The organism is Pseudoalteromonas sp. Z1A8 (assembly GCF_011378855.1).
Classification (GTDB): domain Bacteria; phylum Pseudomonadota; class Gammaproteobacteria; order Enterobacterales; family Alteromonadaceae; genus Pseudoalteromonas.
This window is the reverse complement of the sequence record NZ_WTLB01000004.1, coordinates 51,559-73,788: the sequence shown is the minus strand read 5'-3', so window position 1 is coordinate 73,788 and position 22,230 is coordinate 51,559. Positions and strand designations below refer to the sequence as shown.

Below are 22,230 nucleotides of genomic sequence, written 5' to 3'. Positions count from 1 at the left end.
CAGCAATTAATGATGATCAAATTAATTAATAACTGCGTATTAATTAAACGAAAGTTAAAAAACACTCAGATAGCTGCAAAAAAGTTAAATAATTATCGTAATTAGTTTAAATCCATCAGTTAATTGGTGGAATTTTTTGCTACAATTGTCCGGTAAGTAAAATGAGCGGTTTAACAACACTATGTACAGTTTTTTACTGTTTCTTCTTAGTGGTGTTGATCTTGGTCAGTATATTGTTTTTACAGAAGCGTTATTATAGTCGTTCGGCTTTATTCTCGAGCTAGCTTAATCAAATTTTTGATCAAGTCAGGTTTATGAGCATGGGGCTTTGAATAACCTTGTTTTAATCAAGGGTTTTAATTATGATCGCTTCTATTTTAAAAATTTCGAATAATTAACCTGCTGTAACTGATGTTCTCAATATAGCAAGTGTTGAGAATCATAGTGGAGATAAGTGGATGAGCAATGCGCCTGTAGACAATGGCCGACGTCGCTTTTTAACCATAGCTACCTCTGTTGTAGGTGGTGTTGGTGCGGCTGGGGCTGCTGTTCCTTTTATTGCGTCTTGGAATCCAAGTGAGCGAGCTAAATCTGCGGGTGCGCCTGTAGAAGTAGATATCAGCAAACTTGAGCCTGGACAATTAATACGTGTCGAGTGGCGTGGTAAACCTGTATGGGTTGTATCACGTACCCCAAAAATGCTTGAGCAAATGAAAGAACATGAAGGTCAACTTCGTGATCCGCATTCGCAAGAGCCACAACAATTAGAATCATCAACAAATGATTACCGTTCATTACGCCCAGAGATCTTTTTGGCTGTAGGTATTTGTACGCATTTAGGGTGTTCACCTGGCTTTTTCCAAGGTAACTTTAGTGAAAAAGTTGAAGGAACCGATGATGGCTTCTATTGCCCGTGTCATGGTTCTAAATTTGATATGGCTGGCCGTGTATTTCAATCGGTACCTGCTCCATTAAACTTAGAAATACCACCTTATACTTTTCTTGATGAGACCACTATTTTAGTGGGCGAAGAAAAAGGGGCAGCCTAATGTTTGGTAAGATTATTGGTTGGATCGACGACCGTATCCCAATGACACGTGTTTGGAACATGCATATTGCACAGTATCCAGCACCTAAAAACTTTAACTTCTGGTACTTTTTTGGCTCATTAGCCATGTTAGTACTAGTAAACCAAATACTAACTGGTATTTGGTTGACGATGAACTTTGTTCCATCTTCTGAGGGCGCATTCGCCTCAGTAGAGTACATCATGCGTGATGTACCTTATGGCTGGTTACTACGTTACTTGCACTCAACAGGTGCATCAGCGTTTTTCATCGTTGTATATATGCATATGTTCCGTGGCATGATCTACGGTTCTTATCAAAAGCCTCGTGAGTTATTGTGGTTATTTGGTATGTTTATTTTCTTAGCGCTAATGGCTGAAGCATTCATGGGGTATTTATTACCATGGGGGCAAATGTCGTTCTGGGGTGCGCAGGTAATCATTTCATTATTCGGGGCGATTCCGGTAATTGGTGATGACTTAACACTTTGGATCCGTGGTGACTATGTAATATCTGGTGCAACGCTTAACCGCTTCTTTGCATTACATGTAATTGCACTACCACTGGTTATTGTAATCTTAGTTTTCTTACACATTGTTGCTCTACACGAAGTGGGTTCAAACAACCCTGAAGGTATTGAGATTAAGCGTAAGAAAGGCTCAGTAGCTGAAGAAGATAAGCCTAAATTTAAATTTCACGAGTATTACACTGACAAGAAAGATATTGTTGATGCGATACCGTTCCACCCTTACTACACAGTTAAAGATATTGTGGGTGTGGTTGGTTTCTTAATATTGTTTTGTTGGGTTGTGTTCTTTATGCCTGCGATGAATGGCTTCTTTTTAGAAGGTCCAAACTTCGAGGCAGCTAACCCACTTAAAACACCTGAGCATATTTTCCCGGTTTGGTACTTTACGCCATTCTATGCAATCTTACGTGCAATCCCTGATAAGTTAATCGGTGTTGCAGCGATGGGTGCATCGATTGTGGTACTTGCGTTACTACCTTGGGTAGACCGTGGTAGAGTTAAATCGGTTCGTTACCGTTGTGGTTTCCATAAATGGAACATTGCAGGTTTTGTTGTAACTTTCGTTCTTCTAGGTTGGGTGGGTGCAACTCCACAGACTGATCTGAAAACGATTATTTCTCAAATCTGTACTGTGACTTACTTTATGTTCTTCGTACTGTTATTTGTATACAGTAAGAACGAAAAAACTAAGCCATTGCCAGAGAGGTTAACGAAATGATGAAAAAGCTTATTATTGGTTTATTTGCTTTATCAGTAAACTTGTTACCTAACATGGTTATGGCAGCAGGTCCGTCGGTTCCTTTAATGGAAGCGAATAACGACCTTACTGATCAGGCATCTTTACAACGCGGTGCAAAGTTGTTCATGAACTACTGCCTTGGTTGTCACCAAATGCAGTATCAACGTTATGAACGTACTTTTCGTGATATTGGTATCCCAACAGAAGTTGGTTTAGAGCAGTTGATTTTTGACGGTTCTAAAGTAGGTAGCCATATTACAAATGCGATTAAAAAAGACGATGCAGCAAAATGGTTTGGTGCGGCTCCGCCGGACTTAACACTAATTGCTCGTGTAAAATCACCAGATTATATTTACACGTACTTAAAATCGTTTTATAAAGATGAATCTCGCCCGTTTGGTGTTAACAATATTGTTTTCCCATCGGTAGGTATGCCTCACGTTCTTCAAGAACTACAAGGTTTACCAACGCCTATCACTAAAGAAGTAGAAGAACATGGTCACACTGTGACCAAAGTTATTGCTACTGAAACAGATGGTTCGGGTGAATTAAGCGTAGATGAATATGACCATGCGGCTCGTGATTTAACGAACTTCCTTGAATACGTGGGTGAACCTTCACGTCTTGAATCGGAAGCGCTAGGTATTAAGGTAATTGGATTTTTAATCATCCTATTTATCTTGGCATTTATGCTTAAGAAAGAATACTGGAGAGATGTTCATTAAGTTGAACATTTTTAAAGGTAATTTTGCAATAGGGGCTTAAGCCCCTATTGCTGTTTTAGTTATTTAATGGAGGTATAGGCATGGCCGTAGCTGCCAATAAGCGCCCTGTAATGACCCTTTTTTCTGGTGCTAACTGTATGTATAGCCACCAAGTACGTATTGTACTTGCGGAAAAAGGTGTAAGTGTAGATATTCATTTGGCTGAAAAAGATAATTTGCCAGAAGCACTTCACGAAATTAACCCTTACGGTACAGTGCCAACACTGATTGACCGTGAGCTTGGTTTATACCAGGCAAACATCATCATGGAATACCTTGATGAGCGTTTTCCTCATCCTCCACTAATGCCTGTTTACCCGGTAATGCGTGGTCGTAGCCGCTTAATGATGCATCGTATTGATAAAGATTGGTACAGCCTAGCTGACAAAATCAGTAACAACACATCAGATGCAGCTCAAGCTCGTAAAGAGCTAACAGAAGCATTACTTGCTGTAGCACCTATTTTTAGCGAAGCACCTTACTTTATGAGTGAAGAGTTTAGCTTAGTAGATTGCTATTTAGCTCCACTATTATGGCGTTTACCAGAGTTTGGTATTGAGCTTAATGGTGCAGGTTCTAAAGAACTTAAAGAGTACATGATCCGTTTATTTGAACGTGAGTCATTCCAAGCCTCTTTAACTGAAGCTGAGCGTGAGATCCGTTTATAATGACGCCTAATCGTCCTTATTTATTACGTGCTTTTTTTGATTGGATAGTCGATAACGAGTGTACACCGCATTTAGTGGTAGACGCTGGATTTGCAAATGTACAAGTGCCAACACAATTTGTTCAAGATGGACAAATTGTTTTAAACATAAGTCCATCAGCGGTCACACAGTTTTCGTTAGACTTAACCCAACTTAGCTTCAATGCGCGCTTTGGTGGTCAGCCAATGCAAGTTTATGTACCTCTAGGTGCTGTGCTTGCAATATACGCGCGTGAAAATGGCGAAGGAACAGTCTTTACCGCAGATGAGTTTTTAGAGGACGAAGACGATTTTGTGCCAGAGCTTGAAAGTGTTGATACATCAGCTGAGTTTATTGATGAAACGCCACCAGAAAAACCTGAGAAGAAAAAAGGCTCACATTTACGCGTTATTAAATAATAAGTAAATGCCAAAAAAAACCGCTTAATAAGCGGTTTTTTTATGTTTGTGTTTAACTTTACATATATTCAAACACTTTAATTACACGCTCTACGCCTGATACATTACGGGCAATATTTACCGCCTGGGTAGATTCAGAGTCAGACACTAAACCCATTAAAAATACTTCAGCGTTTTCTGTAACCACTTTAATATTATTACTGCTAATGTCTTTTGCTGTTAGTAATTGGGCCTTTACTTTAGAAGTAAGCCAAGAGTCGTGAGTTTGTGTAGTAATGCCAATATTTGAGCCAATACGAATTTGGTTATGTATTTTACGAATGCCTGCAACGCCCTCAATGGTGCGCTGCGCTTCGTTTCTCATTTCTTCATTAGCAACTTGGCCAACAAGTAAAACAATACCATTAACGCTTACAGCGCTTATATTGGCAAACTTTTCAAGGCGTTCTACTTCGCTAAGTGCAATACTGGCTTTTATTTCAATATTGTTGTCGTCAATTTGAGAGCCAATGGTACGGCGGTCGTTCGCTGCAGTTACTGCACTGGCTGTACCTGCAACAACAGCGGCTGCGCAGCCTTGCAGTAATACAACAGTACCTAAAACAATAAGAGAGCGTTTAAACATAATTTTCATCCTGAGGGAAAAGCGTTAAATCAACCAGTTCGCTTAAACAATGTAAGTTAACTAAATGGGATTCGATAATGCGGCTAGGGCGTTTAGATGGCGATCTAATTTCAACATCATTAGGCCCAAGTAGGCCAACCAACTCGCCACCATCATCACCAACCATCACTATGACCTTCATATCTTTAGTTAGTGCAGCTTCAACGGCAGAAATAACATGTTTTTCGTTACCGTTAATAGCCAGTACCAGCAATAAATCGCCTTGCTGGGCAAAAGCGCGGACTTGACGAGCAAATGTATCGTGATCGTCTACCTGAGTACTTTGTCCAAGGTTAACGTTTTCTTGCGATAGAGCAATTGCAGGTAAGCAGGGGCGTTCGGTTTCATAATGATTAACCAATACACCGGCCATATGCTGTGCGAGCATGTGGCAATTTGCAGTACCGCAGCAAATGAGTTTATTTCCGTTGATCAGACTTTGTGCAATAGTAAATGCAGCTGACTCAAGTGCACTCGGTAGTACTTCACCCGCAGCGATTTGAACTTGAATGCTCTCTGTAAAAATTTCTTTAATTGTATCTTGCATAGCCTACCAATAATTTATCTTTGTATTTGTGTTTAAAATACATTTTTCAGCCAATTAATATTAGGAGATGCTTCTCCTGTAATGGCTACATAATCAATTCTTAGTGCTTGGTTAGTCAAATTTTTAGCTGCTAAGTAATGATAAATACTACGTTTTAATCGAGCTTGCTTTTGTGGACTAAGCGCATAGTTAGCGCCGCCCCTTGCATTATTTTTGCGAAACTTAACCTCAATAAATACAAGGGTGTTGCCTTCTTTCATAATGACATCAAGCTCACCAAAGGGGCAGTAATAATTACGTTCAATAGGCGTTAACCCTTGAGTAACTAAGTATTTTTGCGCTTCAAGCTCATAATACTGGCCTTTTTCGCGACTATTGTGCCACAGCTCTTTAAACCACGACATGCCGCCCCCTCAACTTAATTAAGTTTAATTTATAGTTTGCATCTCACTTGCTGATTGCATAAACAATGGCACAGGACGCTGTGTTTTTAATTGCACGGGTTCAATACGGCGATTTGTGTATTGAGCCCAGTCAAGCATACGCTCTATATGACCGCTTGTATTAACTGATAATTTTCCGCTTAAACCACTGTATTGATTACCTGGCATTACGCTTAACTGCCTAATATCAGGTAATATAGAGACTGCATCGTATGCCATAGCAAATAAGCGTTGGCTAATATCTACTTGTTCTGGCCATAACGAATCATATTGCTGGCGTAAATTATGCTGTTTAATTTGCGAATCGAGCATCCACGGCAATTCAGTGAAGTATAGGCCGTCTAAGTCGCCTTTGTCAGTACTGTCAATCTGTTTGCTGTGGCTTTTAGAGCTGGCGTAAAGTGGAATGCGATCTGCAAATGTACTTACGTTTACATCAAGATAAGGTTTAATTAAGCGTGTTTCTATTGCATCACCTAAAATATAAATAACATCAATATCACTGCGTGAGCGCGTTTCATTTTCTACTTCTTGTTTAAATAATGCCTTAACCGTTTTTATGCGATCTTTTGATTTATCTACTTCCAGCAAGCTTGTAATCGTGTTTGGCATATCTTTTTTATCGTTATAAAAACCTATTTGCGGCTTAGTTTCGCTATAGCGTTGCCACTGCAAGTTAAAGTAATCAACAAGACGTTGCCCGTTAGCGTTATTAGGTGCAAGTAGCATCGGCTTTTGGTAACCCATTGCTAAAAAGTGCTCTAGGGCTTGTTCTACTTCGTGTTCAGGATTTAGTGCAAAGTAATAATGCTGAAGCGAAATGCGTTCACCATCAAAGGTGTTTAAATGTAGTACTGGCGTATCGATAAACGTTTGCGCATTAGCTAGTTTATCTATATTTGCTTTAAGTAGAGGGCCAATTACAAAATCAGGCTTTATTTCTTCAAGTTGTGCTGCAATTTCTTCTGTACTTAAGTTTTCATCAATAAAAATAGTGTCGTTGATATTTTGCGTATCAAGCGCAGCCAATACACCGGCTTTAAGCGCATCACCTAAACGTTCGTTAGGTCCTGACTGCGGGAACAATACAACTAAGCGCTCTATATTCAGAGGCGCAAATTCAGTAAGCATTTCATCTTGTTTAGGTAAAACACTAAAAGCGGGGTGCCCAATATAGCGTCTTCGCCAATTATTGATTGCTTGATCTAACTCTACACCGCTACCTGCATATACTTGATGGTATAACGCTAGGTTAGTCCAGCCTTGCTGAATAACCGAGCCACGGTTAAAGCGCTCAAGCGCATAAGAAGAGAGCTGTTTTAAGTTATCCCATAAACTTTGATTAAGCTGAGGGATTTCTATGTTGTTTTTTGCTGCTGTTTCAGAGGCTCTAAAAAAGTAGGGTGCTGCTTTTTTAGGAAAATTTTGTGATGCGTAAATAGTGGCAGTTAAAAACTGGTGCCATGCAAAATGCTCAGGTTGAGTAAGTTGTCCGTCTAGCGATTGTAAAATCACTAAGGCTTGGTCGTTTTTATTTTGTTGTTTTTGTGCAAATGCAATATAAAGACGGTTTTGAATTTGATCAACACTTGCGGTTAATTCAAGCTCATTCCCAATTATCTCTAATAAAGGCCAGTTTTGCTCACTAATTGCTGCATCACGGGCGCTATACAATAACTGTATTTTATCGGCACCTTGGCGGTTTTGCGCCAATTGATAGATAGATTGCGCACTGGTTGCCTGATTTTGCAGTGCATTAGTGCGGTTACTTACGTTATCGCTGTTTTTAGTTGGTTTTTCGGTTGTGCTACACGCCGATAACCCTGACAATATAATTAATAGACTAACTAGTTTAAGTCGCACAATGATTTCCCAATACGTTAACGCGATTTGCTTATATTACTGACTGACGCAGGAGACCTCAATGTTAAATGAGGAGAATTCACAGAAAATTGGCACTCTTTACATTGTTGCCACCCCAATTGGCAATTATGACGACTTAAGTCACCGTGCCATTGCGACATTATCGCAAGTTGACTTAATTGCTGCTGAAGACACTCGCCATACTGGCAAGCTACTTAGCCACTTTGGTATTAAGGCAAAAACGTTTGCATTACATGACCACAACGAAAAGCAAAAAGCACAGCAAATTATCGATCAACTAAATCAAGGTTTAAATATTGCTTTAGTATCCGACGCTGGTACACCGCTTATTAGTGACCCAGGTTATGCCGTTGTAAACTTATGCCGCGAACAAGGCGCTAATGTTACACCCGTACCCGGTGCATGTGCTGCAATTACAGCCGTATGTTGTTCAGGCTTGCCAACCGACCGCTTTCAGTTTATTGGTTTTACGCCCGCTAAAAGTAAAGCTCGCCAAGACTTTTTTACCGAAGCAGTTAACTCGGGCATTACTAGTATAATGTACGAAAGTACGCACCGTATTATGGCAAGCCTTGATGATTTAGCGCTAGCCCTTGGCGATGAGCAACAAGTTGTATTTGCTAAAGAGCTAACTAAAACGTTTGAAACATTTTTTAACGGTAGCGTAAGCGAGCTAAAACAGTTTTTGACGGATGATCCTACTAAGCAGCGCGGCGAAATAGTGCTGATGCTTCCAGGTAAACCAAAGCAGATAGACGATGTTCCGCCAGAAGCGCGCAAAATGCTGGCACTTCTTGAAAGTGAAATGCCAATGAAAAAGGCATGTGGCGTTGTAGCCGAATACTTTGGAATGAAGAAAAACGCTTTATATAAAACAATTATTGAAGAAAAAGAGTAAATTTTACTGCGCTTGGTATTAGCCTCATGTATACTGCGCGCCGAGTCAGCCAAGATGATCGCTGCCTGTGACGAAAATGATCAGGGGGAGGAAAGTCCGGGCTCCATAGGGCAGAGTGCCAGCTAACGGCTGGGGGGCGTGAGCCCACGACAAGTGCAGCAGAGAGGAGACCGCCAATCTTCGGGTTGGTAAGGGTGAAAGGGTGCGGTAAGAGCGCACCGGGCCGCTAGTAATAGTCGGTTGCAAGGTAAACTCCACTCGGAGCAAGACCAAATAGGGTTCCTTATGGCGTGGCCCACGTTGGAACCGGGTAGGTTGCTTGAGCCATAGAGCGATTTATGGCCTAGACGAATGATTATCACTTTCTTCGGAAAGGACAAAACCCGGCTTATACGGCTGACTCACTCATTCAATAAAAAGCCCGCAGTTAACGCTGCGGGCTTTTTTGTGTTTAAAAATTAAGGTAAGCCATTAGTTTTTGGCTATCTGTTGCAGTACTCGTTAGAATTTCAACAAAGAGTGATAACCGGGCAGTGAGAAATTATGATGTATGAAGTCAATATTTGACCCAATTGGCTCTAATGGGTGACCCTGACGAATCTCTTTGGTAGAAAAATTGGTTGTTCTCAGATACATCGCGCGGGAGTAATGCGAGTGCAATACTCTACAGCTTTGTTGAAACTGCCAAGGCCAATGGCTTGCTAGTAGATAGCTATTTGCAGTTCTGCTTAAATGAGCTAGCTAAAAAGCCAGAGTGCCTAGAGTATCTGTTGCCTTGGAATATCAAGCAAGGCTAGACGCCTTTCCCCAGACGCTTACTGTTGATGTGGGTAATATGAAATACGTCTGGATTCACTTCCTTCCCCTAACTATTCTTTTTATAGTGTTTAGCCTTAAGAATGTTAAGGAACGTATTATTTCGAGATTCTGCATCAAATGCCAAAGCTTTATAATCAATAAAATTGATTATTGTATTTGGTCTATCATGGTATTTATAACGAATCGGCCATCCACCTTGAACTGGTATCATGTTATAACTCTTATCATCTAATGCTAACTTAGCTTCATCATCAAAACTAATAAATGCGTATGTCCAGATCCGGATATTTGAATGGTCACTTGTTCTTACATAGCGTGAATATCTGAGAAGTTCAGACTCAGCAATAGCGACATCATTTTGTGCTTCAGGCCTTTTAAGTTCAATTATCACAACATCTGTAATTTCTTCTTTTTCAAAAGTGTTACTAGAAATAGTAAGTATATCTGGTTTATCCAAATGATCGTGAAGTTCGGGAAAGATCTCTTTAATTTGTTTATCACTGAAAACTTTGTCATAGGTCATAAACCTGTCATCAAACAACCACAAATTATTCGTTCTAAAGTCACAAACCTCATCTTTGGTGTATTGCTGCATAAACAAGTTATGGATTTCTTTTTCTAAAGCATTTGAGTTTTCAAGTGACTTTAACTTATTAATTGTTTTCTGGCGGTCAAATACGTATTCAGCTAATTCAGCTTGAACAACTCTATTTAGAATTATTTGAACTTCTGATGAGGGGAGTTTTGATTTTGTTGATCTAATTTTATCTTTATCATCATTGAACTCTTTTTGAGCTTGTTTTAATAAAGTATCTTCAGAGAGCATTAACTCATTTTTTTTAAAATAGTTTGATAGATATGGAGCTTTATCTACTGCTTTTCTTAGGTATTCGTCTGACTGTTCAGAGATGTTTATTCCATTTTCCAAACAGATGTTTTTTATTTCTTCACCGAGCGATGAGTGAATATCTTCCCATGAAAGAGCACTATGCCAATCTTTCTGCGATTTTCTTTTTGCATTAATAGTTAACTCGTCTCTTTCATCATTTAAGTTCTCATCAAAATATTTAGCTGATAATAAATAAAAAAAGTTTACCCCTTTGAACGCCTTGAAGCGTTTAATGCTCTCCATTTGGCTGTTAAAGCTAACAACACGCCCTCCAGCGCAATATGCTCCATCTCCACTAGTGTAATCAGGATCATTCAAAAGATAACTTATCTTGAATGTATGATCATGAATGTTGAACTCACTCTCTCTAAAGTCTGGAATGTCATCACTTCTGATTGTAGTAAACAGTTGTCCATTAAAATTAATTGTTATTTTAACCACTTCCTTTTCAGTATCATTATTTATTAGCTGGAAGAATGGAAGGAAATGAAGCTTTATACTTTGAACAAAATTGCGCTTATTAACTTGGTATCCATCTTTTGGGGTTTTTAAGTGCAATTGAGTTTTTTCAAAAAACTTTTTACTGTCTGAAATTGAAACGTCATTTTCAAGATCGAAATTTATTTCTTTTTTAAGTGATAATATATGTACTTTTTCAAATGATTTTAAATATAAAAACCTTCCAATACCTTTCGCACCTAAATGTTTTTTATGTAAGCTTCTATATCTTTGAAATGAAATTAAGTCTTTAGGGGTAAAGCCATGTCCATTATCTAAAACGTCAATTTCGCTTACGAATTGATTGTCAAAATCATCATAATCTTCATTTAGGCTATTTATCGAAAGCTCTATTAAGTTTGCTTTTGCATGTATTGAATTAGTAATGGCCTCAAAAACTACTTGGTTAACAGTAACTTTCTTTAAATCATTTACTATTGAGACTGTTTCCGCTTCCATTTAATAATCCTTTTCTTCGATATGACCTAGCGCTATTGATAGATATTCTGTGCCGTATAAGGTTTGTCTATTTGCTAGCTAGGAAATTAAACTAGACAATGACTTTAATTGCACAAACAAAGCAGAGCCACTAAATTTACTTTTTTGAGCCAAGTGTTCATTTTTTATCATTACTCGTACGTCACTCGTTAAATAAGTCATTACCACTGGTTAGACCTAAATAATTAAACTAGACAGCTACTCTAATTGAACAAACAAAGTTGTGCCACTAAATCTACTTTTTTGAGTCGAGCGCTCATCTTTTTTATATAATTACTCACGTTTCACCCATTAAGGTAAGTCATTAGCACCCTTAAAGCTAAATTACACGCATGAAAATGACTAAATAATTGCGGTTTTAATTTTTTAATGAATAGTTTTACTGAGTAGTTTAAGTTTTATGACAGTAGCTTTTCGAAGTTGCTGATATTTGCTCGCTGTTTTCTGTTTTAATTTTCACAGTAATGACCCCTCAAGGTCAAATCTTGACTTCATATATCAAAGGTCTAGATTTATAGTTTATTGCTGTAGTGGCCAATACAATTTACACTTCCTTAAATAATATTTTTACCTTGTTCTGGATCGCGAGACTGCTCTGCTTGTTCGCGTATTTCATCGGTATCACTGCTTACATCATCAAGTGTTTTAGCTTGCTTAACAGTTTCATTCTTTCCGCTTTGTATTTGCGATGGTTGTTTTTGCTCTAAGCTAGAAACACTTTCATTAGGGGCTGTGAGTATAATTCTTTCTCGTGCGTCATCGGGCATGCTGATATTTTGTGTTGTAAATTCATTGACCAGCTCTCGCATAAGTTGTGAGCCTACTTTTAATGGACTGTGCTGCTCGCTATTAACCCAAAAATACAAAACAAAGTTAATTGTTGATGAGCCTAAGTTTTTTATTAAAACCTGCGCAGGTGGGTCGCTAAGTACCGCATTTTGTTGATTGGCAATATCTAGCGCAAGAGTTTGTGCGCTGCGTATATCGTTATCGTAGCCAATACCAATTTCTACTTTGCCGCGCATTTTTGGATTGGCAGTCAGGTTTTTAATAGTATTTTTATATACAGTCGCATTGGGTATTTGAATATGATTGCCATCGTAATCAACAAGCGTGGTTGCTCTTGCGGTTACTTTTTTAACAATACCTAATCGGCCATCCACTTCAATTACATCGTCAATTTTAAAAGGTCTTTGTACGCTCAGTAATAAACTGGCAATAAAGTTCTCTGCTATGTCTCTAAAAGCAAAGCCGAGTATTAAACCTATTAACCCAGTCCCACTCATAATAGCAACAGCAAACTGAGTAAGCCCTGCTAAACGTAAAAATAAGTACACGCCAAATAAAATAATTAAAGTGCTTATACTGCGCCTTACAACTAAATGAACCAGTTTACTGTCAGTCATATAGTCAATGGGCTTTATAAGCAATCGAGAAAGTGGTCCTGAAATTAAGTAACTGAGTATTAAAAGCATTATGCCGAGTAAAAGAGTGGGTAATATTTGCGCTGTTACGTGAAGTAATTGCACGCCTTGCTCATAAAAGAAATTCCACGAAAGTGTATCAACTTTGAGCACTTCAGTTATTGGTGTTGTATTATTTAGCGATACACTGCTTTTTAGGGTACCGAGCATGGCTTATCTTCCGTGTTAGAGTCATTTGTAGATAAATATTAGCAAGTTTGGTACCAAATGCTTATAACTTGGCAAATATTTTGCTGTAGTAACGTAATACAAATATTGAGGTTTAGAATGAAAGAAGCTAAACGAGGACAGCAAGCAGAGCAGCCTGCACATATCCCTTTTATAGGTTGGTGGGATATTGTTAAACGTATTTTTAAGCAAATGAGTGAAGATAACTTATCTATAGTGGCAGCCGGTGTGGCATTTTATGCGTTACTTGCTATTTTTCCAGCCATTGCGGCGATGGTATCAGTGTATGCGTACTTTTCATCCCCAACAGATATAAGTGAGCACTTAAGTAAAATAGTTACTTTGCTTCCACCAAGCACCAGTGAACTGATTTTATCTCAGGTTTCTAGCCTTGCTAAAACATCAAGTGCAAGCTTGAGCTTAAGTGCAATTGGTACGCTCATACTTACTATTTGGAGTAGTTCAAAGGGCAGCCAAGCACTTATTACTGCATGTAATATTAGTTATCGTGAATATGAAAAACGCTCATTTTTTCAGGCTCAACTAGTGCGCTTTTTATTTTCGGTAGGAGCGATTGTAGTCGCAATTTTTGCGCTATTAATTATTGGTATTTTACCTATTGTACTTAATTTAGTGGGACTAAAAGAAAGTATAGATTTATTAATTAAACTCATTTCTTGGCCATTATTGGCTTTTACCTTTAATTTTGCATTGGTACTTTTATATCGTTATGCCCCACATCGTAAACCTGCTAAATGGCGTTGGATCACAATGGGGTCGTCTATTGCTACCGTGCTGTGGATTTTAGCATCTATAGGTTTTTCATTTTATGTGTCGCGTTTTTCTAGTTACAACGAAACGTATGGCTCACTAGGTGGTGTAGTGATCATGCTGATGTGGTTGTATATCAGCGCTTATATAATCACATTAGGTGCTGTAATTAATGCAGCTACTGAGCAGCAAACAGGTAAAGATAGCACTGTAGGCCCAGCTAAAGAGCGTGGGCAGCGAGGCGCCTATGTAGCAGATCACCTCGATGTAAAAAACGAATAAATTGCCGATTAGTTAGCTAAGTTAGTAAGTGCAGTAATTTGCTCTTTAAATTCTTGTGCAGCAGGACCAAGCCTGTCGTTATCGTTGCACATTAAATATAAGTTAAGAGTGCGGGTTGTACCTTGGTCTAAATTAAGTGCAATGAGGGTTTGATCTTCAATTAAGTGTGCAATTTGTGTTTTTGGCAGCCAAGCGTAACCTAAATTTTGACTAACCATATCAATAGAGTTGCGTAAGTGGCTTACTGTCCAGCGCATATCAGCACCTAGCCAGCCTTCATTGTGACTAGTGTGGGTTGCTGAATCGCGCACTACTATTTGCCTGTGCAGCTTTAAATCACGAAAATTGAGTTGTTCAGTATGCTGGTGTAAAACGTGGTCTTTATGCGCAACCGCTATAAACTCTATATTGCACAGCGTACTACAGCTAATTCCATAGATAGGAATTGACGAAATGGCTAAATCAACTACTGAGTTATGTAATAATTCGTTTGCACCTGTTAGCACGCTTTCAACTAAATCAATTTTTAAAAGGGGATAAAGTTCACTCGTTTTAGCAAGTGCTTGGTATAAAATAGCGTGTGGGAGCACTTCATCAACGGCTATTTTCAATGTGCTTTCTACGCCTTCGCTAAGAGTGCTGGCTACCGATTCTATTTTAGTCGCTTCTTCAATTAAAAATTCAGCTCTGCGTAAAATGAGCTTACCGCTATCGGTTAAAAATGCTTTACGACCTTTTACTTCAAGCAACTTAATTTGCAAGGCGGCTTCAAGTTTTTGCACAGCGTGGTGTACGGTTGACTGACTTTTATGTACAGCTGCGCTTGCGCCTGCAAACCCGCCATGATCCACAACCGCTTTAAACATTCGCCATTGCTCTAATGTTGCTTTTGCCATTTTAAATCCTGCTACTACTTTATATCTGATTGCTTAACTGACCGCATACACAGTATATTTATTGCATAACAGTTTATTTATTGTTTGAAATAACCACTTTTTTACTGCTAAGCAGTGCCATAAACTCATTTTTAGGAAGTGGCTTTGAAAATAAATAACCTTGCCCATAATCGCAACCTGCGTTTAGTAATAGCTCCATTTGCAGTGATGTCTCGATTCCCTCAGCAATCACTTTAAGCCCGAGTTGGTGAGCCATCACTATAATTGCCTCACAAAGGGCAAGCTCTTGACTACCTTGCTGGATGTTATCAACAAAGCGTTTATCTATTTTAAGGTAATCAGCATCCATTTCTTGTAAGTAGGCAAGTGATGAGTAACCAGTGCCGAAATCATCAAGTGCTAATTGCATACCCGACTGAACTAATTTTTTTAATCGGCTCTGCGTGAGTTTCTCTGGATTTACCATAAGGCCTTCAGTAATTTCTGCAACAATAGATGATGCTGGCAATTTTGCGGCACTGAGCATATCGCACCAATCATCTATTCCACTATCGACAGTGGATAGTTGTACAGGCGATACATTAACGCTTATTTGAAATTGCTCACCAGTAGTTGCTTTAATTTCTTTTAGGGTTTGTATTGCTTGAGTAAATACAAACTGACCTAATGAGTTAATTTGTCTTGTTTCCTCAGCAAGCGGAATAAACGAGGCGGGGGTTACTAAACCATTTTTAGGGTGATTCCAACGAATAAGCCCTTCTGCTTTGTGTATATGTAAATCGTCTAAAGCAACAATCGGTTGATAAAATAATTCAAATTGCTCAAGGTCTATGGCTATTCGTAAATCTTTCAATAACTGCATACGCGCTTGTGCGTGAATACGCATATCTTCTGAGAAAAATTCAAAACAGTTACGGCCGTTACTTTTTGCTTTGTACATTGCCTGATCGGCTGCTTTTAAAAGTTGCTCAGTACTTTCACCATCGGTTGGCGCACAGGCAATACCCATACTTGCACTAATAAATTGCTCTTCATTGTCTATGTGTAGTACTGATGAGATACTTTGTAAAATATTACTGGCAATTTGATTTGTATGGCGGGTACTTTTAATGTGATTAAATACAATAACAAATTCATCACCACCAATTCGGGCTACAAATGACGCATTTTTTGCCGACTGCACTATACGTTGCGATACGAGTTTTAATAAGTTGTCGCCATAGTGATGGCCCAATGTGTCATTAATATCTTTAAAGTGATCAATATCTAAAAGCATGACAACCAATTGATTATCAGGGGTACCTATATTTAAAAAGCGTTGATTTAAGCGCTCTTTTAATTCTAAACGATTGGGTAAGCTAGTCAGATGGTCAAAATGAGTTTGTCGCCATATGGTTTCATCAGCTTGTTTTTTTTCTGTTATGTCCGTAAAAATAGCCACGCGACGGGTTGGAATATTTTTCTCATCGTATACGGTATCTATTTTTAGCCACTCAGTATAAATATCACCGTTCTTTTTACGATTTACTATTTCACCTTGCCAACGGCCAGTATTTTTAAGTTCTGCCCACATTTTTTGATAAAATTCTTTAGTGTGCTTGCCGGATGACAAAATATGACTGGTTTTACCAATGACTTCTTCTTTACTGTATTGGGTTGTTGTACAAAAAGCGGGGTTTACATCGTAAATAATGCCGTTAGGGTCGGTTATCGTCATGCCTTCACTACTGTTGTTGTACACAAGCGATGCTAAGTGAAGTGCTTTTTCATTGGTTTTTTTCTGACTAATATCTCTAAGCACAACGATGTATTCATTATTGTTTTTAAGCGCATTAATACGAGCTTCAAAAAAATGCTCTGTTACACCTTCTCTTACCTTAAATTCAATAGTTTGCGAGCTGTCTAAATGTGCAAGGAGTAATTGGGTATTCGCTTTCGATAATAAGTCAGAGAGCTTTGAGGTTGATCCTGCTTCTATTTCAAATAGCGAATTAATATTACCACCGATATAAAGTATTTTTCCAAGCGCGTTTATACGTAAATAGGTGTCAGGTAGTGCATTGAGCAAGCTCATTAATTCATTGTGTTTATTTTTTAATTTAGCTTCTGCCGATAAGCGAGTCACAGCCATTACTTCAAAACGGTCGTAAAGTGTGTGTAATTCGGGGCTATTTGGTTTTTTTACGTGCTTAGGCATTGTGCCGCTAGCAAGTTCGTCGGTTGCATGTGACAAATCAGTGATAGGGTCAAATATGCTTATTTTAATAAGTCGTCTGGCAAGTAATACGAGTAATAGAATCGCGACTAAAAATGCGATGATTGTCTTGGCAAAATTAGCATTAACCTCGTTAATAAAATCGTCTACTGAGACCGCGATGTAGATATCTAAATTATTATTGTGTTTGTCGTTATAGATAACAGATCGGTGAAAAACTTGGTTTTCGCCGCTCGCATTTTTGAAAACAGCTAATGCACTATTGTCGTGAAGTAAATCTGTATCTGTGATTTTTTTACCCAATTCGATTGGGCGCTTAGGGTAATTAGCGAGTATTAAGCCGTTAGAGTCAGCAATAACCGCCTTAGCATTGTTAGGTAGCTCAGCTTGGCTTAACGCAATGTTCCACCAATTTAATGCAATTACAGTAACAAGTGCACCTTGTACTTGGTTATTACTATTTATTATAGGGTACGCAAAGTTAACGCTTTGAGCTTGAATACTTCTATCGTACTGAAAGTACCCAACAGAAAAGTTTTTATTATTAATGGCATTTTGAAAATAGTGTCTATCGCTTATATTAATATTATTACTACGGCCATTTGTTACGCATTTTAGGTCGCCGTTTTTATCAACAATACCTATATTTGCAATATTGCTGTAAAGAGCTTTTATTTCAAAAAAATAGCTAGGGCAGGTGGTCGGTAACTCTTCAGTGTTTGCCGCTTTATTTGCCAGAAAAATAGTTAACCGCTGTACATCATCGACCATTGTTTTTTGATGATGGGTCAAGTGCTTAGCGATATTAACTATTCTTTTTTCACTTTTTTCAATCGCAGCGTCGCGATCAAACCACAGTGTCAATACAGTCACGACTGCACCGGGGATACTGAGTAAAATTAACAACCTGTAAAGTTGGCTTTTAAGTGATGAAGTAAAAATAAGTTTTTCCCTAAGCTCAATTCCTAAAAAATGATTGTAGTCAATAATGATAAAAATAACCATACAATATATAGGGTTGTATTCAAGAGTTATTAATATTTAAGTGTTTATCTATAAATATGGCATTTTAAAAAAGGTAAATCATTGTCCTAAATACATAAATAATATGTGCAGTAGCTTTAAATTCTAAAAAATAGAATGGTTAGCTCGATTTAAAGACATAGTTGTTTTGTTTAATGAATGATTTAATAACTCTATCAACTTATTCTTTCGAGTGAATTAAAAAATGAAAATATCAAAAATACTTACAGCTTATGCAACTCAAGATGGCGACGGCGTAAGCATTAGTCGTATACCAGGGTTTGATGGTAAATATTTAGATCCCTTTTTAATGATTGATGAACTTAAGTCAGACGACAAAAAAGATTATATGGGAGGCTTTCCTGAACACCCGCACCGAGGAATTGAAACGTTTACTTATATTCTAAAAGGTGGCTTTGAACATCGTGACCAAATGGGCAACAGAGAGGCAATTAAAGCAGGCGATGTGCAATGGATGAGTACAGGGCGCGGTGTTATGCACAGTGAAATGCCACTCGCAGATGCTGTTGACGGTTTGCATGGCTTTCAAATTTGGATAAACATGCCAAGTGCAGAAAAAATGCGTGATTCACGTTATCAAGATACGACGAAAAATCCAGCTCCGAGTTTTACTAACACACAAGGTGTGACGTTAAAAGCACTGGCGGGATCGTGGCAGTTTGAAAGCGAAGCGCTTACAAGTAGTTTGCAAAGTTTAGCGGCTAATGCGGCGCTTGCTGATATTACTTTACCAGCCAGTAAAAGCATTTTTTTAGGGCCTCTTAGCCAACAAAAAATAATGCTCTATATTCATAGCGGCTCACTAATAATGAGCGACAATCAAACAATACCAGCGGGTAAGTTACTTATTTTGGAACCAGGGAGTGACATTAATATTAGCTCTGAGCACGGCGCTGGTGTTTTGGTTTTAGCTGGCGATCCACTTAATCAGCCGATTGCTCATATGGGGCCGTTTGTAATGACGACTCAAGCTGAAGTACAGCAAGCAGTGCGTGATTATCAAAACGGCGAGTTTGGCAAAATTTAACGGTATTTTTAGGAGAGTTTTATGGGATTATTAGTTAACGGTCAATGGCAAGATAAATGGTACGACACTGATTCAAGTAATGGTAAGTTTGAGCGCGAGGCGGCGCAGTTACGTCACTGGATAACTGTTGATGGTAGCGCTGGAATAACGGGCGAGGCCGGTTTTAAAGCTCAAGCGAACAGGTATCATTTATATGTGTCACTTGCGTGTCCTTGGGCGCATCGAACGCTTATATTTAGAGCATTAAAAGGGTTACAAGATTTAATTACGGTGTCGGTTGTTAGTCCTGATATGCTTAATAGTGGTTGGGCTTTTGATACGCAAAACCACAGTACTGGTGATGCTTTATTTAATAGTAACTACTTACATCAAGTTTATACAAAAAATAATCCAAAGTACTCCGGGCGAGTAACCGTTCCCGTATTGTGGGATAAAAAGCTCAATAAAATTGTCAGTAATGAGTCTGCCGATATTATACGTATGTTCAATAGTGCGTTTAATGAGTTAACAGGTAATAACGATGACTACTACCCTGAGGCGCTGCAACCAAAAATTGATGAATTAAACGCGTTGATTTATCCAAGTATAAATAATGGTGTTTATCGTACAGGGTTCGCAACAACTCAGGATGCGTATGAAGAGGCATTTAATGATGTATTTAAAGCACTCGATACAGTAGAGGGGATACTGAGAAAGCAGCGTTATTTAGCCACAAATGAACTCACAGAGGCAGATTGGCGATTATTCACCACTCTCATTCGGTTTGATAGTGTGTACGTTGGTCACTTTAAATGTAATTTACGCACAATTGAAAGCTATCCTGCACTGAGCGGATACCTCAGAGAGCTATACCAGGTTAAGGGAGTAGCACAGACAGTTGATTTTTATCATATTAAGCGTCATTACTACTTTAGTCACACAATGATCAACCCAACACAAGTTGTGCCAAGTGGTCCAAGTATTGATTACTTATCTGATCACGGTAGAAATGTTTAGCGTTTAAGCAAACAGCCTAACAAGCCAGCCGTATTTTCTTACCAAGCTGGTTTCGCCTTTCCCTGCTTGTACAGCTGCGCCGGCTAAAAAGGCACTTGTTAGTCCCACTTTAGTTGCGGCAAAACGCTTTAGTCTATATTGAAACGCTGCATGATGTTGGCGTTTTAACTCACTGCGCGTATCCATTTGCTTACTCAGAGCATCAACGTTTTCATTAGGTGCTTTAATTAAGTAGTTAACCAACATATTAATTTCCTTATAAGTTAAACAGTTGTTTTAAGCTTTTAAGTGTTTTACTAAAGCCAATTTTATTGCTTAGGTAAACCGTATTTTTCCAAAGCCATGCTAAACAAGCAACTTGCAGCAAAGTAGCTGTTGCAATACTTAGCCATACTGACCCAAAAAGATCATATACACCGTATCCAACAGCACCTAGAAATCCTGCCCACAACAAAACCAAACCACTGGCAAAACAGCCTAAAAATATAGTGATCAATGCAAGCGATCTAAGCGATAACCGCCATTCAGCTTTAGCAAGCTGATGGGTGATCTTTCCTTGAGTTTGGTAATCATCCTTGAGCTGCTTAGAGTACTCTAAAAGCTTTGCAATATGATCTTGCCAATCGTCCTTTTGGCTCTGCTGCTCAGTTGTTTGGTTTTGCGCTTCACCATCCTTGGCTGCGCTTGTTTGTGGGTTATTCATCACTGATTACTTACGACGAAATAGTGATGTAATCAGCATACCCGCAGCAAAAGCAATACCCGCGGTTGCTAATGGATTTTCAGAAGCAAATGCACGGGTTTTAGCTGTACATTCACTTAACTTTTCGCGTGCAATAAGTTGTTTTTCGCTTAGTGCTTCTGCTGAACTCGAAGCGCCTTTACGAACACTGCTTTCAGCTGTTGCTGCTTTGCTAGAAAGTGCATCTACCGCATCGTGCGCTGCTGATGTTGCTTTCTCTGTAAGAGGTGATTCAGTATTTGTTAGTTTAACGTCAGGCTTAACATCTGAAGTTGTGTTTGGTTTCGTATTTGTTGCAGTAGCCATAATCAATCCTTAATAAGTTAAAAATTTAAATAGTGATTTAGATGATGCAATGATTAAACCAAAACTGTTATTTATTTTAAGTTGTTGAGTTTATTGTCTTTTATTGTTTGTATGTAACTTTTCATATTTGGTAATTTAAAGTAAACAGTAACTATTACTACACGGTTAGGTAAATTTTACAAAGGGAGTAAAAATGCTTAAAAAGTTGTAAATATTCATTGGTTATTCAGTAAGCAAAGCGTGTAAACAGAAAGTTATAAAAAACAGAATAGATATTTTTTTCATCACAATCCCACTTTTTCCCACGTAATTCAAACGCTTCGCTTGAGCCCTTATTTTTTCTAGCTTTGGGACTTACTAAAGCTGGTCAGCTTACTTGACAAAATGGCTTGTCAAGCCCTAAACTGGAGCACTGTGGTAAAAAGTGGTTTTTAGTGGATCACACTGGATAAAAATAAACAAAAGTTGAATAAAACAATTTTAAAGTAGGTTTTTTATGTTTCGTGGCGCGAGTTCACTGAGTTTGGATGATAAGGGGCGTTTTGCGGTACCGACTAAGTACCGAGAATCTCTATTGTCTGAAGATCAGGGAACGGTTATTTGTACCGTCGCATTAAATGAGCCGTGTTTATGGTTGTATCCGCTGGCTGAGTGGCTAGAAATAGAAAGCCGTTTAGCTAAAATCTCCAATATGAACCCACGAGCCCGTCGAATGCAGCGTATGTTGCTCGGGAATGCTACTGAATATCAACTTGATAAAAATGGTCGAATTTTGCTTGCGCCGTCACTGAGGGCTCATGCATCACTTGGCAAAAAAATCATGCTAGTTGGTTTGATGAATAAATTTGAAATTTGGGATGAGGCGCGTTGGCACGAGCAAATGCAGCAAGATACTGAGCTTGAAAGGCTTGGTGATTTTGAACCTAACCAAGATTTAGATAATTTTACACTCTAA

21 protein-coding genes, 1 other RNA gene and 1 pseudogene are annotated in these 22,230 nt (G+C 38.6%); 12 read left to right on the top strand and 11 right to left on the bottom strand.

Annotation, left to right across the window (positions count from 1 at the left end; genetic code table 11):
- Nucleotides 1-458 precede the first annotated feature (458 nt).
- The 5 genes from petA to GQR55_RS02810 all read left to right on the top strand — a co-directional run bounded on the left by petA (nt 459) and on the right by GQR55_RS02810 (nt 4,204).
- Nucleotides 459-1,049, top strand: coding sequence for a ubiquinol-cytochrome c reductase iron-sulfur subunit (petA, locus tag GQR55_RS02830; RefSeq protein WP_007580333.1), 591 nt, complete (start codon nt 459-461; stop codon nt 1,047-1,049).
- On the top strand, nt 1,049-2,314 hold the full coding sequence (locus GQR55_RS02825) for a cytochrome b N-terminal domain-containing protein (RefSeq protein WP_165741628.1): 1,266 nt from the start codon (nt 1,049-1,051) through the stop codon (nt 2,312-2,314). Before petA ends, GQR55_RS02825 begins: the two co-directional genes overlap by 1 nt.
- Nucleotides 2,311-3,060 carry a cytochrome c1 gene (locus GQR55_RS02820; RefSeq protein ID WP_166419367.1) on the top strand — a complete coding sequence of 250 codons (750 nt, stop codon included), beginning with the start codon at nt 2,311-2,313 and terminating at the stop codon, nt 3,058-3,060. The genes GQR55_RS02825 and GQR55_RS02820 overlap by 4 nt, the downstream gene beginning before the upstream one ends.
- A gap of 80 nt (nt 3,061-3,140) precedes the next feature.
- Entirely contained in the window at nt 3,141-3,767 is a 627-nt protein-coding gene (gene sspA / locus GQR55_RS02815; RefSeq protein WP_165741632.1) for a stringent starvation protein SspA, read from the top strand.
- Nucleotides 3,767-4,204, top strand: a complete 438-nt coding sequence (locus tag GQR55_RS02810) for a ClpXP protease specificity-enhancing factor (protein ID WP_166419366.1) — start codon at nt 3,767-3,769, stop codon at nt 4,202-4,204. Before sspA ends, GQR55_RS02810 begins: the two co-directional genes overlap by 1 nt.
- A 58-nt stretch (nt 4,205-4,262) precedes the next feature.
- Here the strand turns inward: GQR55_RS02810 and dolP are convergent, their stop codons facing one another.
- The 4 genes from dolP to GQR55_RS02790 are packed head-to-tail and all read right to left on the bottom strand — an operon-like array spanning nt 4,263 to nt 7,721.
- Complete coding sequence (gene dolP / locus GQR55_RS02805; RefSeq protein ID WP_166419365.1) at nt 4,263-4,829, bottom strand: division/outer membrane stress-associated lipid-binding lipoprotein; 567 nt, start codon at nt 4,827-4,829, stop codon at nt 4,263-4,265.
- Entirely contained in the window at nt 4,822-5,415 is a 594-nt protein-coding gene (locus GQR55_RS02800) for an SIS domain-containing protein (protein WP_002957968.1), read from the bottom strand. The genes dolP and GQR55_RS02800 overlap by 8 nt, the downstream gene beginning before the upstream one ends.
- Nucleotides 5,416-5,447: 32 nt before the next feature.
- On the bottom strand, nt 5,448-5,819 hold the full coding sequence (locus tag GQR55_RS02795; RefSeq protein WP_166419364.1) for a YraN family protein: 372 nt from the start codon (nt 5,817-5,819) through the stop codon (nt 5,448-5,450).
- Between the two features lie 24 nt (nt 5,820-5,843).
- Entirely contained in the window at nt 5,844-7,721 is a 1,878-nt protein-coding gene (locus tag GQR55_RS02790; RefSeq protein WP_166419363.1) for a penicillin-binding protein activator, read from the bottom strand.
- A 61-nt stretch (nt 7,722-7,782) separates the two neighbouring features.
- Here GQR55_RS02790 and rsmI point away from each other — a divergent pair, with 61 nt between their 5' ends.
- From rsmI to GQR55_RS02775, 3 genes and pseudogenes are all read left to right on the top strand, one after another.
- On the top strand, nt 7,783-8,640 hold the full coding sequence (rsmI, locus tag GQR55_RS02785; RefSeq protein ID WP_166419362.1) for a 16S rRNA (cytidine(1402)-2'-O)-methyltransferase: 858 nt from the start codon (nt 7,783-7,785) through the stop codon (nt 8,638-8,640).
- Between the two features lie 42 nt (nt 8,641-8,682).
- Nucleotides 8,683-9,047: RNase P RNA component class A (gene rnpB, locus GQR55_RS02780), an RNA gene on the top strand.
- A 204-nt stretch (nt 9,048-9,251) separates the two neighbouring features.
- Nucleotides 9,252-9,437: pseudogene (locus GQR55_RS02775) on the top strand (transposase domain-containing protein); the annotation flags it as partial.
- 68 nt (nt 9,438-9,505) lie between these two features.
- Here the strand turns inward: GQR55_RS02775 and GQR55_RS02770 are convergent.
- Nucleotides 9,506-11,305, bottom strand: coding sequence for an ATP-binding protein (locus GQR55_RS02770; RefSeq protein WP_166419361.1), 1,800 nt, complete (start codon nt 11,303-11,305; stop codon nt 9,506-9,508).
- Nucleotides 11,306-11,898: 593 nt separating this feature from the next.
- Nucleotides 11,899-12,978, bottom strand: coding sequence for a mechanosensitive ion channel family protein (locus GQR55_RS02765; RefSeq protein WP_166419360.1), 1,080 nt, complete (start codon nt 12,976-12,978; stop codon nt 11,899-11,901).
- Between the two features lie 117 nt (nt 12,979-13,095).
- On the opposite strand from GQR55_RS02765, the gene GQR55_RS02760 reads away from it, so the two are divergent.
- Entirely contained in the window at nt 13,096-14,049 is a 954-nt protein-coding gene (locus tag GQR55_RS02760) for a YihY/virulence factor BrkB family protein (protein WP_007582878.1), read from the top strand.
- Between the two features lie 8 nt (nt 14,050-14,057).
- Here the strand turns inward: GQR55_RS02760 and GQR55_RS02755 are convergent, their stop codons facing one another.
- Both GQR55_RS02755 and GQR55_RS02750 read right to left on the bottom strand, forming a co-directional pair.
- Nucleotides 14,058-14,945, bottom strand: a complete 888-nt coding sequence (locus GQR55_RS02755; RefSeq protein ID WP_166419359.1) for a LysR family transcriptional regulator — start codon at nt 14,943-14,945, stop codon at nt 14,058-14,060.
- Nucleotides 14,946-15,018: 73 nt separating this feature from the next.
- On the bottom strand, nt 15,019-18,033 hold the full coding sequence (locus GQR55_RS02750; RefSeq protein ID WP_346774250.1) for an EAL domain-containing protein: 3,015 nt from the start codon (nt 18,031-18,033) through the stop codon (nt 15,019-15,021).
- Between the two features lie 355 nt (nt 18,034-18,388).
- Here GQR55_RS02750 and GQR55_RS02745 point away from each other — a divergent pair, with 355 nt between their 5' ends.
- Both GQR55_RS02745 and GQR55_RS02740 read left to right on the top strand, forming a co-directional pair.
- On the top strand, nt 18,389-19,231 hold the full coding sequence (locus tag GQR55_RS02745; protein ID WP_166419357.1) for a pirin family protein: 843 nt from the start codon (nt 18,389-18,391) through the stop codon (nt 19,229-19,231).
- 21 nt (nt 19,232-19,252) lie between these two features.
- Complete coding sequence (locus GQR55_RS02740) at nt 19,253-20,227, top strand: glutathione S-transferase family protein (RefSeq protein WP_166419356.1); 975 nt, start codon at nt 19,253-19,255, stop codon at nt 20,225-20,227.
- A gap of 3 nt (nt 20,228-20,230) precedes the next feature.
- On the opposite strand, the gene GQR55_RS02735 is transcribed toward GQR55_RS02740, so the two are convergent.
- The 3 genes from GQR55_RS02735 to GQR55_RS02725 are packed head-to-tail and all read right to left on the bottom strand — an operon-like array spanning nt 20,231 to nt 21,275.
- Entirely contained in the window at nt 20,231-20,473 is a 243-nt protein-coding gene (locus GQR55_RS02735) for a hypothetical protein (protein WP_007582895.1), read from the bottom strand.
- Nucleotides 20,474-20,483: 10 nt separating this feature from the next.
- A complete protein-coding gene (locus GQR55_RS02730) occupies nt 20,484-20,930 on the bottom strand; it encodes a hypothetical protein (protein ID WP_024590208.1) in 447 nt (148 codons plus the stop codon).
- A gap of 6 nt (nt 20,931-20,936) precedes the next feature.
- Nucleotides 20,937-21,275 (bottom strand): hypothetical protein, encoded by a 339-nt coding sequence (locus tag GQR55_RS02725; RefSeq protein ID WP_010554292.1) that lies wholly within the window; start codon nt 21,273-21,275, stop codon nt 20,937-20,939.
- Between the two features lie 496 nt (nt 21,276-21,771).
- On the opposite strand from GQR55_RS02725, the gene mraZ reads away from it, so the two are divergent.
- Entirely contained in the window at nt 21,772-22,230 is a 459-nt protein-coding gene (gene mraZ, locus GQR55_RS02720; RefSeq protein ID WP_007582904.1) for a division/cell wall cluster transcriptional repressor MraZ, read from the top strand.

What these genes read in the sequence shown, in the direction of transcription:
- petA (WP_007580333.1), top strand. Translation starts at nt 459, where the DNA reads ATGAGCAATGCGCCTGTAGACAATGGCCGACGTCGCTTTTTAACCATA.
- GQR55_RS02825 (WP_165741628.1), top strand. Translation starts at nt 1,049, where the DNA reads ATGTTTGGTAAGATTATTGGTTGGATCGACGACCGTATCCCAATGACA.
- GQR55_RS02820 (WP_166419367.1), top strand. Translation starts at nt 2,311, where the DNA reads ATGATGAAAAAGCTTATTATTGGTTTATTTGCTTTATCAGTAAACTTG.
- sspA (WP_165741632.1), top strand. Translation starts at nt 3,141, where the DNA reads ATGGCCGTAGCTGCCAATAAGCGCCCTGTAATGACCCTTTTTTCTGGT.
- GQR55_RS02810 (WP_166419366.1), top strand. Translation starts at nt 3,767, where the DNA reads ATGACGCCTAATCGTCCTTATTTATTACGTGCTTTTTTTGATTGGATA.
- dolP (WP_166419365.1), bottom strand. Translation starts at nt 4,829, where the DNA reads ATGTTTAAACGCTCTCTTATTGTTTTAGGTACTGTTGTATTACTGCAA.
- GQR55_RS02800 (WP_002957968.1), bottom strand. Translation starts at nt 5,415, where the DNA reads ATGCAAGATACAATTAAAGAAATTTTTACAGAGAGCATTCAAGTTCAA.
- GQR55_RS02795 (WP_166419364.1), bottom strand. Translation starts at nt 5,819, where the DNA reads ATGTCGTGGTTTAAAGAGCTGTGGCACAATAGTCGCGAAAAAGGCCAG.
- rsmI (WP_166419362.1), top strand. Translation starts at nt 7,783, where the DNA reads ATGTTAAATGAGGAGAATTCACAGAAAATTGGCACTCTTTACATTGTT.
- GQR55_RS02770 (WP_166419361.1), bottom strand. Translation starts at nt 11,305, where the DNA reads ATGGAAGCGGAAACAGTCTCAATAGTAAATGATTTAAAGAAAGTTACT.
- GQR55_RS02765 (WP_166419360.1), bottom strand. Translation starts at nt 12,978, where the DNA reads ATGCTCGGTACCCTAAAAAGCAGTGTATCGCTAAATAATACAACACCA.
- GQR55_RS02760 (WP_007582878.1), top strand. Translation starts at nt 13,096, where the DNA reads ATGAAAGAAGCTAAACGAGGACAGCAAGCAGAGCAGCCTGCACATATC.
- GQR55_RS02755 (WP_166419359.1), bottom strand. Translation starts at nt 14,945, where the DNA reads ATGGCAAAAGCAACATTAGAGCAATGGCGAATGTTTAAAGCGGTTGTG.
- GQR55_RS02745 (WP_166419357.1), top strand. Translation starts at nt 18,389, where the DNA reads ATGAAAATATCAAAAATACTTACAGCTTATGCAACTCAAGATGGCGAC.
- GQR55_RS02740 (WP_166419356.1), top strand. Translation starts at nt 19,253, where the DNA reads ATGGGATTATTAGTTAACGGTCAATGGCAAGATAAATGGTACGACACT.
- GQR55_RS02735 (WP_007582895.1), bottom strand. Translation starts at nt 20,473, where the DNA reads ATGTTGGTTAACTACTTAATTAAAGCACCTAATGAAAACGTTGATGCT.
- GQR55_RS02730 (WP_024590208.1), bottom strand. Translation starts at nt 20,930, where the DNA reads ATGAATAACCCACAAACAAGCGCAGCCAAGGATGGTGAAGCGCAAAAC.
- GQR55_RS02725 (WP_010554292.1), bottom strand. Translation starts at nt 21,275, where the DNA reads ATGGCTACTGCAACAAATACGAAACCAAACACAACTTCAGATGTTAAG.
- mraZ (WP_007582904.1), top strand. Translation starts at nt 21,772, where the DNA reads ATGTTTCGTGGCGCGAGTTCACTGAGTTTGGATGATAAGGGGCGTTTT.